At 70.7% G+C, this 9,156-nt stretch carries 11 protein-coding genes; 6 read left to right on the top strand and 5 right to left on the bottom strand.

What is annotated here, in order from left to right:
- The first annotated feature begins 61 nt into the window (after positions 1–61).
- From ACFYPR_RS19260 to ACFYPR_RS19275, 4 genes are all read left to right on the top strand, one after another.
- Positions 62–895 carry an MIP/aquaporin family protein gene (locus ACFYPR_RS19260; protein WP_354862548.1) on the top strand — a complete coding sequence of 278 codons (834 nt, stop codon included), beginning with the start codon at positions 62–64 and terminating at the stop codon, positions 893–895.
- A gap of 47 nt (positions 896–942) precedes the next feature.
- Complete coding sequence (gene glpK, locus ACFYPR_RS19265; RefSeq protein ID WP_354862549.1) at positions 943–2,460, top strand: glycerol kinase GlpK; 1,518 nt, start codon at positions 943–945, stop codon at positions 2,458–2,460.
- Positions 2,461–2,538: 78 nt separating this feature from the next.
- The gene (locus ACFYPR_RS19270; protein WP_355067919.1) at positions 2,539–4,263 is read left to right on the top strand and encodes a glycerol-3-phosphate dehydrogenase/oxidase; all 1,725 of its coding nucleotides are present in this window, start codon (positions 2,539–2,541) and stop codon (positions 4,261–4,263) included.
- Positions 4,264–4,435: 172 nt separating this feature from the next.
- On the top strand, positions 4,436–5,443 hold the full coding sequence (locus tag ACFYPR_RS19275; RefSeq protein WP_355067921.1) for an RNA polymerase subunit sigma-70: 1,008 nt from the start codon (positions 4,436–4,438) through the stop codon (positions 5,441–5,443).
- A 21-nt stretch (positions 5,444–5,464) separates the two neighbouring features.
- Here the strand turns inward: ACFYPR_RS19275 and ACFYPR_RS19280 are convergent, their stop codons facing one another.
- From ACFYPR_RS19280 to ACFYPR_RS19300, 5 genes are all read right to left on the bottom strand, one after another.
- The gene (locus ACFYPR_RS19280) at positions 5,465–6,028 is read right to left on the bottom strand and encodes a dihydrofolate reductase family protein (RefSeq protein ID WP_355067923.1); all 564 of its coding nucleotides are present in this window, start codon (positions 6,026–6,028) and stop codon (positions 5,465–5,467) included.
- Between the two features lie 106 nt (positions 6,029–6,134).
- Complete coding sequence (locus ACFYPR_RS19285) at positions 6,135–6,455, bottom strand: hypothetical protein (protein WP_387261286.1); 321 nt, start codon at positions 6,453–6,455, stop codon at positions 6,135–6,137.
- A complete protein-coding gene (locus ACFYPR_RS19290) occupies positions 6,452–6,883 on the bottom strand; it encodes a MerR family transcriptional regulator (protein ID WP_387261289.1) in 432 nt (143 codons plus the stop codon). Before ACFYPR_RS19290 ends, ACFYPR_RS19285 begins: the two co-directional genes overlap by 4 nt.
- Entirely contained in the window at positions 6,883–7,218 is a 336-nt protein-coding gene (locus ACFYPR_RS19295) for a rhodanese-like domain-containing protein (RefSeq protein WP_387261292.1), read from the bottom strand. The genes ACFYPR_RS19290 and ACFYPR_RS19295 overlap by 1 nt, the downstream gene beginning before the upstream one ends.
- Complete coding sequence (locus ACFYPR_RS19300) at positions 7,199–7,576, bottom strand: hypothetical protein (protein ID WP_363941017.1); 378 nt, start codon at positions 7,574–7,576, stop codon at positions 7,199–7,201. The genes ACFYPR_RS19295 and ACFYPR_RS19300 overlap by 20 nt, the downstream gene beginning before the upstream one ends.
- A 278-nt stretch (positions 7,577–7,854) precedes the next feature.
- On the opposite strand from ACFYPR_RS19300, the gene ACFYPR_RS19305 reads away from it, so the two are divergent.
- Together ACFYPR_RS19305 and ACFYPR_RS19310 are read left to right on the top strand one after the other, a co-directional pair.
- Positions 7,855–8,316 (top strand): DUF6153 family protein, encoded by a 462-nt coding sequence (locus tag ACFYPR_RS19305; protein WP_354863149.1) that lies wholly within the window; start codon positions 7,855–7,857, stop codon positions 8,314–8,316.
- 101 nt (positions 8,317–8,417) lie between these two features.
- Complete coding sequence (locus ACFYPR_RS19310) at positions 8,418–9,062, top strand: DUF305 domain-containing protein (RefSeq protein ID WP_387261296.1); 645 nt, start codon at positions 8,418–8,420, stop codon at positions 9,060–9,062.
- Positions 9,063–9,156 lie beyond the last annotated feature (94 nt).

Genomic DNA, 9,156 nt, shown 5'->3' on the forward strand with positions numbered 1-9,156 from the left:
CGACCGACCCTCCACTTCCCCCGAGGGGAGGGCTGCCACCCCCACCGTTTCTGGAGGCAAGATGGCGCAACGGTTGAAAGCGCCCGGGCTCGTTGGCGAGTTGGCCGCCGAGTTCGCCGGCACCGCGATTCTCATCCTGTTCGGCGTGGGCGTGGTCGCCCAGGTGGCCGCGGCGGGAACCGGAGAGTTCGACAGCATCGCCTGGGCCTGGGGTCTCGGCGTCACGCTCGGCGTGTACGTGGCGGGCCGCATCAGCGGCGCGCACCTCAACCCCGCGGTCACCGTCGCCCTGGCGGTCTTCAAGGGCTTCTCCTGGCGCAAGGTGATGCCGTACGCCCTGGCCCAGACCGCCGGCGCGTTCGTCGCGGCCCTGATCATCCGCTGGAACTACAGCGAGGTGCTGTCCCGGTTCGACCCGGGCCTCACCAGCAAGAGTCAGGGCGTCTTCTCCACCCTGCCCGGTGCCGGCGTGAGCGAGTGGGGCGCGCTGCGTGACCAGATTATCGGCACGGCCATCCTGCTGTTCCTCGTCCTGGCCGTCACCGACGCGCGTAACTCGCTGCCCGCCGGCAACCTCGCCCCGCTGATCGTCGGCCTGATCGTGGTGGCGATCGGCATGGCCTTCGCCGCCAACGCCGGCTACGCCATCAACCCCGCCCGCGACTTCGGCCCCCGCCTCGCCTCGTTCCTGACCGGTTACGAAACGGCCTTCCAGGACACCAGCGGTTATCCGTACTTCTGGGTGCCGATCGTCGGGCCGCTCGTCGGTGGCATCATCGGCGCCGGCCTCTACGAGCTGATCATCGGCCGCTTCCTGCCCAGCGAGGACGAGTTGGAGCCGGGCGCCCTGGCCACCGAGAAGACCTCGGCCGAGGACGAGCTCGCCCGCATCTGACATCGCCGACCCGAATCCTTACGACGGACACAGAAGGAGACACCCGAATGGCTGACTTCGTCGGCGCGGTCGACCAGGGCACCACCAGCACCCGCTTCATGATCTTTGACCACGGCGGCAACGAGGTCGGCCGCCACCAGCTCGAACACCAGCAGATCCTGCCGCAGGCCGGCTGGGTGGAGCACAACCCACTCGAGATCTGGGAGCGGACCCAGACGGTCATCCAGACCGCGATGAACGCCCTTGGCCTGACCGCCTCCGATCTGGCCGCGCTCGGCATCACCAACCAGCGCGAGACCACCGTGGTGTGGAACCGCCGGACCGGCCGGCCCTACTACAACGCCATCGTCTGGCAGGACACCCGTACCGACCGCATCGCCTCGGCCCTGGAACGCGAGGGCAAAGGCGACGTCATCCGACGCAAGGCCGGCCTGCCTCCGGCGACGTACTTCTCCGGCGGGAAGATCCAGTGGATCCTCGAGAACGTCGACGGGGTCCGGGAGGCCGCCGAGCGCGGCGAGGCCGTCTTCGGCAACACCGACTCCTGGCTGCTGTGGAACCTCACCGGTGGCGTCGAGGACGGGGTGCACGTCACCGACCCGACCAACGCCAGTCGCACCATGCTGATGAACCTGGAGACGCTGGACTGGGACGACGAGCTGCTGTCCTTCTTCGACATCCCTCGCGCCATGCTGCCGGAGATCCGGCCGTCGTCCGACCCCCGCTCGTACGGCAGCACCCGGCAGCACGGCCCGTTCGCCGGCCGAGTCCCGATCACCGGCGACCTGGGCGACCAGCAGGCCGCCACGGTCGGGCAGGTCTGCTTCGCCCCGGGTGAGGCGAAGAACACCTACGGCACGGGAAACTTCATGCTCCTCAACACCGGCACGGAGATCGTGCGGTCGAAGGCCGGGCTGCTCACCACGGTGTGCTACCAGTTCGGCAACGACGCCCCGGTGTACGCGCTCGAAGGCTCGATCGCGGTCACCGGCTCGGCCGTGCAGTGGCTGCGCGACCAGCTCAAGATCATCAGTACCGCCGCGCAGAGCGAGATCCTGGCCCGCCAGGTGGAGGACAGCGGCGGGGTGTACTTCGTGCCCGCGTTCTCCGGCCTGTTCGCACCGTACTGGCGCTCCGACGCCCGTGGCGCGATCGTCGGCCTCTCCCGGTTCAACACCGACGCCCACATCGCCCGGGCCACTCTGGAGTCCATCTGCTACCAGAGCCGGGACGTGGCCGACGCCATGGAGCAGGACTCCGGCGTGCACCTGGAGTGCCTCAAGGTCGACGGCGGCGTCACCGTCAACGACCTGTGCATGCAGATGCAGGCGGACATCCTCGGCGTACCGGTCAGCCGGCCGGTGGTCGCCGAGACCACCGCCCTCGGCGCGGCGTACGCCGCCGGCCTCGCCGTCGGCTTCTGGAAGAACACCGACGAGCTGCGCGAGAACTGGAACGAGAGCCGGCGCTGGCAGCCGGGCTGGTCGCCGGAGCAGCGCGAGAACGGCTACGGCCGGTGGAAGAAGGCGGTCCAGCGCACCCTCGACTGGGTCGACGTCGACTGACGCCCCACCCCCCTCAAGGATCCGGGCGGCCGGCGCCCGTCGCCGGCCGCCCCACCCTCCTCAGGAGAGAGAAGACGGATGCTTTCCGCGACACTGTCACCGGCCGCCCGCGAGCGGTCCCTGGCCGCCCTCGGCAGCGGCCAGGAACTGGACGTCCTGGTGATCGGCGGCGGCGTCACCGGCGCCGGCTGCGCTCTCGACGCCGTCACCCGAGGTCTGTCGGTCGGGCTCATCGAGGCCGGCGACTGGGCCAGCGGTACGTCGAGCCGGTCCAGCAAACTCATCCACGGTGGCCTGCGCTACCTGGAGATGCTCGACTTCGGGCTGGTCCGCGAGGCCCTGCGCGAGCGGGGCCTGCTCCTGCAGCGGCTCGCCCCGCACCTGGTCCGCCCGGTGCCGTTCCTCTACCCGCTGCGCCACCGGGGCTGGGAAAGGTTGTACGCCGGCGCCGGCGTGCTGCTCTACGACACGATGAGCCTGTCCGGCCGCCACGCGCGCGGCGTGCCGACCCACCGGCACCTGAGCCGCCGCGGGGCGCTGCGCGCCTGCCCGTCGCTGCGGCCCGAGTCGCTGGTCGGCGCTCTGCAGTACTACGACGCCCAGGTCGACGATGCCCGGCTGGTGACCTTCCTCGTCCGCACCGCCGCCGCGCACGGGGCGTACCCGCTGTCGCGGGCCCGCGTCGTGGGTTTCCTGCGCGAGGGCGCCCGGGTCACCGGCGCGCGGGTGCACGACCTGGAGACCGACCGGGTGTTCGAGGTGCGCGCCCGGCAGGTCATCAACGCCACGGGGGTGTGGACCGACGACACCCAGGCCCTCGTCGGCGAGCGGGGCCAGTTCCAGGTGCGCGCCTCCAAGGGCATCCACCTCGTGGTGCCGCGCGACCGGATCCGGTCCAGCACCGGCCTGATCCTGCGCACCGAGTCCAGCGTGCTGTTCGTGATCCCGTGGGGCCGGCACTGGCTGGTCGGCACCACCGACACCGACTGGGACCTGGACAAGGCGCATCCGGCGGCGACCAGCCGGGACATCGACTACCTTCTGGAGCGCGTCAACGCGGTGCTGGCCACCCCGCTGACCCGCGACGACGTCGAGGGCGTGTACGCCGGCCTGCGCCCGCTGCTGTCCGGAGAGTCCGACGCGACCGCCAAGCTGTCGCGGGAGCACACCGTGGTCAGTCCGGCGCCCGGACTCGTGGTGGTGGCCGGCGGCAAGTACACGACGTACCGGGTGATGGCGCGCGACGCGGTCGACGAGGCGGTGCGCGGCCTCGGCGGCGCGGTGGCCGCCTCGTGCACCGACCGGGTGCCCCTGCTGGGGGCGGAGGGCTACGTCGCCCGGTGGAACCAGCGCCGCCGGCTGGCGCAGCAGTCCGGCCTGCACACCGAGCGCGTGGAGCACCTGCTGCGGCGCTACGGCGCCGCCGTCGACGAGGTGCTGGCGCTGCTGCGGGAGGACCCCACGCTCGGCGAGCCGCTCGACGGCGCGGAGGACTACCTGCGGGTGGAGGTCGTCTACGCGGCGTCCGCCGAGGGGGCGCTGCACCTGGAGGACGTGCTGACCCGGCGCACCCACATCTCGATCGAGAGCTTCGACCGGGGCCTGATGGCCGCCCGGCCGGCGGCGACGCTGATGGCGCCGGTCCTTGGCTGGGACGACGAGCGGGTCGACCGGGAGGTGGCGCACTACGTCGCGCGGGTCCGGGCCGAGCGGGCCGCGCACGAGCAGCCCGACGACGCGGCGGCCGACGCCTTCCGGCTGGACGCGCCCGACGTGGTGCCGGCGGTTGCCGTGGCGACCTGAGCGGGCTCCGGCGGTGTGCCCGCACCAGCTGGTCCTGGCACTCGTCTTTGTTCTCCGCCGGTCGAAGGCGCGCCGATGCGGCCCTAGGTGTCGGCGGCTTCACCGATCAGAAATCCTCCGCCACGTCGTCGGTTCCTTTAGCACTCACGCACCGGTGGAAGGATCAACGACCATGACCGACGCCAGACCGCTAAGCGCCACCGAGGCCGCGTTCATCGCGGCGGTCCACTCAGGCGACACGGCGCGGTTTGCACTCATCACGGAGCGCCACCGGCGTGAGCTGCAGGTGCACTGTTACCGGATGCTCGCGAACTACGAGGACGCCCAGGACATGACGCAGGAGACGTTCCTGCGAGCGTGGAAGAAGCGGGAGTCGTTCAGGGGCCACGCGGCCGTGCGGACCTGGCTGTACCGGATCGCGACGAACGCCTGCCTCGACTTCCTGGAGAAGCGCAACGACCGCACACCCGTGCCGTTCGAGCTGCCGAACCCCGACTCCGAGCTGCTGTACCTGCAGCCGTACCCCGACCGGATGCTCCCCGAGGACCCGCTGGAATCGGTGGTGGCGCGGGAGACGATCGAGCTGGCGTTCATCATCGCCGTCCAGCACCTGCCGCCGCGGCAGCGGGCGGTGTTCATCCTGCGCGACGTCCTCGGCTGGCCGGCGTCGAAAGCCGCCGACGCCCTTGAGCTGACCGTCGCATCGGTGACCAGCGCACTGCAGCGGGCCCGTGTGACGATGCGCGAGCAGCTGCCCGACCGCCGTCTCGACTGGCGGAGCCCCGCCACCCACGAGCTGTCGAATGACGAGCGCGGCGCGGTGAAGTCGTACATCGAGGCCCATGAGCGCAACGACCTCGACGGGCTGACGTCCCTACTGCGCGACGACCTGCGTTTCGCGATGCTGCCCGATCCGGGCACCGTGACCACGACGGCCAGGGAAGCGGTGGACGGCTGGGTCTCCCATGGGCTCTTTCAACGCGGCTACGACGACTGGCGCGGTATCACCACGACGATCAACCGCATGCCTGCCGCCGCGCTGTACCTCCGCACCCCCGACGACCCGCAGTACCGGCTGTTCACCATCGCGGTCCTGCACATCGTCGACGGGAGGATCGCCGAGCTCACCGGATTCGACGCCACCGACAAACCATGGCTGGGCCTGCCTCCGACACGGTGATCAGGTGAGTCCGGCCCGTGCTCATCGCCTCGTCTCGTATCGGGTCAGTACCACGCCGCCGGGAAACGGCCGCGTCTCCACCAGGTTGAGGTTCACCCAGCTGTCCAGGGCCGTGAAGAACGGCGTGCCGCCGCCCAGCAAGGCCGGTGCGGTGACCAGCACGTACTCGTCGATCAGCCCGGCACGCATGGCCGCTGCGGCAAGTGTGGCGCCGCCGATGTCCATGGGGCCGCCGTCTTCGGCCTTGAGCCGGGTGATCTCGGTGACCGCGTCGCCGGTGACCAGGCGGGTGTTCCAGTCGACCGTGCGGGTCGTCGAGGAGAACACCACCTTTGGCATGTCCCGCCAGCGGCGGGCGTACTCGATCTCCGCCGGTGTGGCGCCGGGCTGCTGGTCGGCGGTCGGCCAGTGGGAGCTCATCGCCTCCCACAATTTGCGCCCGTACAGCGCCAGGCCGGTCGCCCCCACCCGGTCGGACCACCACTGGAACAGCTCGTCGCTCGGTACGCTCCAGCCGAGGTCATCGCCAGGCGCGGCGACATAGCCGTCCAGGCTCACGTTCATAGCGAAGATCAGTTTCCGCACCGTGCCAACCTCCCGTAAGTCCATTTAGTACGTACAGACGGGCGCGGCGCGAAAACCTCATCGGTGTGCGATCGGCCCCGCAGGTAAGCCCTCGCGCCCCGGGGGGTCAGCAGCCGCATCCAGTGCTATGGCAGCCGCATCCCGCTACAGCAATGGCACGCTGGACCGAGCGACGGCGGTGCAGCCACCACATGCCGAGCGCAAGAGCCACCAGTCCGGCGGCGATGGCGAACAGCGTCTTCTCCAGGATCGCGGCGCCCGCGCCGGTGAGCACCCCGGCGGCGATCAGCAGAGGCAGCGCGCAGCAGGCGGCGCAGGCGAGGACGGCGAGTCCGCCGGCAACCTTGCTGCGCCGCGGCGGCGTGTTGTCGATCTCCCCCGGGGCTGGGTTCGGGATGCGGGTCGGCGGCGGGACGGGCTGGCTCATTCGCGTTCTCCGGAGGGTCGAGTGGTGCCGATGGTCAGATACGGGATCGGGCAGTCCGTGCAGGTGCAGTTGGTGAGGCTGTTGCAGCGCGCGTCGACGACTTCGGTGAGCGTGGCGCGGATCGCGGTCAGGTCGGTGATCTTCAGATCGATTTCGGCGATCTTGTCGATGGCGCGTTGCCGCAGATCCGCGCTCGGGTGCCGGTGGCGGCCCGCGTCGAGCAGCTCGGCGACCTCGTCGAGGGTGAATCCGAGTCGCTGCGCTGCCTTGATCACGTTGAGCAGGGCGACCGTGTCGGCTGGGTAGAGGCGGTGCCCGCCGTTCGTCCGTGACGGTTCGGCGAGCAGGCCGCGGCGTTCGTAGTAGCGCAGCGTCTGGATGTTGACGCCGGCCTGCTCGGCGACCTCGCCGGTGCGTAGCCCGTCCATCACGACGCCCGTGCCGTCGACCGGGTGCCGGCGAACGGCAACCCAGCCTGGGCCCAGTCGGCCTTGCCGCCGTCGTAGCCGCGTACGTCGGTGGAGCCGAGCCGCTCGAACGCGGCGGCGGCGGCCTTCGAACGCGAGCAGGCCGGGCCGGAACAGGAGGTGACCACGGTCCGGTCGCGGTCCGGCGTCAGCCGGGCCGCCAGATCGGCGGACAATTCACCGGGCAGGTTCACCGCACCGGGCAGATGGTCCGCCTCGAAATGAGCTGCCTCGACGAGCGTGACCTCACCGGCATCGAGCAGTTCGCGAAGCCGCTCACGACTGATCCGCTGCACGACGCTCCTCTCGGCTCGCGGTGCGAGCGGCAGCGTCACGGGCGCGGCCCGCGAGAGAGGCCAGGACCTCGCCATGCTGGGGCGGCACCGCGACGTCCAGGGTCACGGCCTCCCCGTCGCCGATACGCTCGACTGCGACGGTGAAGTCGAAGAACGAGCAGCATTCGGTCTCGCGAGCGGCAAGGTCACGCACCGTGGTCGCCAGACCCGCCGGGCCGGCCAGACGCAGGCGCGTGTGGGTCGCGTCGAGCTGGTCCACCTCGCGCACAGCGGTGGCGAACAGTTCAGCAAACTCCGCCAGCCGCAACGGCTGTTGCGCCGTCGGTAGCGTGCAGGCGTCCGGAATCACGAAAGACATGCCGCCTCCTCGAACCTGGGCGCCATCGGCGCCGTCGGTCGACGGTAAGCCTGTACCTGGGTACCGGATGCAACCCCTGGGTCCACACGACCTTCGAGGCCGCTGCCGGACCGCGCCGCTACCTCCGTAAAGGAGGGCCACGATCGGGTCGCGTCGCAGCTCGCACCCGTATCGGTGCGCCCGTGCGTTGGTCGATCTGGTGGGTCAACCGTCGACTGTCCGTCACGTTCGGTGCGGGTGTCAGGGATCCCCGCCCGGTGGGTGGGTACGGTGGTTGCGTGACAGGCGCGCGGGCAGTGGGCGCCGGGCCGATGGCCCGGTGGGTGCTGCTGGCCTGCACGCTGTTCGGGCTCGCGGCGATGCACACCCTCGGACACGCCGGGATGCGCATGGGCACCCACCATGGCCACGGGCCGGCCGGTGCGGTGGCCGTGGCTGGCGGGATGGACGTGCCGGCGGAGGTGGCGGCCGCGGTGACTGCCGTGACCGATGAGTGTCCAGGCTGCGCGCACGTGAGCGGTCCGCAGGGCCCGGGGCGCGATGGCATGCCCGGTTGGAGTGTCTGCCTGGCGGTGCTCACCGGTCTGGCGGTGCTCGTGCTGTTGATCGCGCGGTGGTGGGCGAGGCCGCGTCCGGTCGGTTCGCAGATCCGCAACGTCAGCGCGCTGTCGCGGGTATTGCGGGGCCCGCCGCGGCCGGTGGGTCTGAGTCTCGCTCGGTTGTCGGTGCTGCGTACATAGAACTCGCGCTGCGCCGCTGCTGCCCGTACGCGCTGCGCGTACGGCAGGGCGTGCGCCGAGGTTCTTCTCGCACGTTCACCGATACCGAAAGGCTTCTTGTTGTGTTGACACGTTCTGTTGTGCTGCGCCGTGCCGGACTGGCCGGCGTGGCGGTGACCGCTGCGGTGCTGCTGTCGGCCTGCGGCGGCGATGACTCCACGGGCTCCGGGATGGGCCACGGCTCCGGCATGGGCACCAGCGCGCCGGCGGCCTCGGCGAGCGCGGGCGCGGTATTCAACGACGCGGACGTGATGTTCGCTCACATGATGGTCGTCCACCACCGGCAGGCGATCGAGATGGCGTCGCTGGCCGATACCCGGGCCGCCAGCAGCGACGTCAAGGCGCTCGCCACGAAGATCAAGCAGGCGCAGCAGCCTGAGATCGACACCATGAACGGGTGGCTGACCGCCTGGGGCAAGCCGGCCCCGATGGCCAGCGCGAGCGGCATGGACATGGGCATGGGCCACGGCCCGATGCCCGGCGTCATGTCCGACGCGGACATGACCCAACTGGCGAAGGCCAAGGGCGCCGAGTTCGACAAGCAGTTCCTCACCATGATGATCAGCCACCATCAGGGTGCGATCAGCATGGCCCAGCAGGAGACGGCGCAGGGCAGCAACCCGGATGCCAAGACTCTGGCGGCGAAGATCATCACGGATCAGCAGGCCGAGATCACCCAGATGCAGGAGCTGCTGACGAAGGTCTAGACGGTCAGCGGCGGGGGGGGGGGGGGGGGGGGGGGGGGGGGGCCGCGCGGGGGGGGGGGGGGGGGGGGGGGGGGGGGTGTGTGGGTGGGGGGGC

Origin of the sequence: Micromonospora sp. NPDC005254 (genome assembly GCF_042872525.1) — a bacterium.
In the GTDB taxonomy this organism is placed as follows: domain Bacteria; phylum Actinomycetota; class Actinomycetes; order Mycobacteriales; family Micromonosporaceae; genus Micromonospora.

What these genes read in the sequence shown, in the direction of transcription:
- ACFYPR_RS19260 (WP_354862548.1), top strand. Translation starts at nt 62, where the DNA reads ATGGCGCAACGGTTGAAAGCGCCCGGGCTCGTTGGCGAGTTGGCCGCC.
- glpK (WP_354862549.1), top strand. Translation starts at nt 943, where the DNA reads ATGGCTGACTTCGTCGGCGCGGTCGACCAGGGCACCACCAGCACCCGC.
- ACFYPR_RS19270 (WP_355067919.1), top strand. Translation starts at nt 2,539, where the DNA reads ATGCTTTCCGCGACACTGTCACCGGCCGCCCGCGAGCGGTCCCTGGCC.
- ACFYPR_RS19275 (WP_355067921.1), top strand. Translation starts at nt 4,436, where the DNA reads ATGACCGACGCCAGACCGCTAAGCGCCACCGAGGCCGCGTTCATCGCG.
- ACFYPR_RS19285 (WP_387261286.1), bottom strand. Translation starts at nt 6,455, where the DNA reads ATGAGCCAGCCCGTCCCGCCGCCGACCCGCATCCCGAACCCAGCCCCG.
- ACFYPR_RS19290 (WP_387261289.1), bottom strand. Translation starts at nt 6,883, where the DNA reads ATGGACGGGCTACGCACCGGCGAGGTCGCCGAGCAGGCCGGCGTCAAC.
- ACFYPR_RS19300 (WP_363941017.1), bottom strand. Translation starts at nt 7,576, where the DNA reads ATGTCTTTCGTGATTCCGGACGCCTGCACGCTACCGACGGCGCAACAG.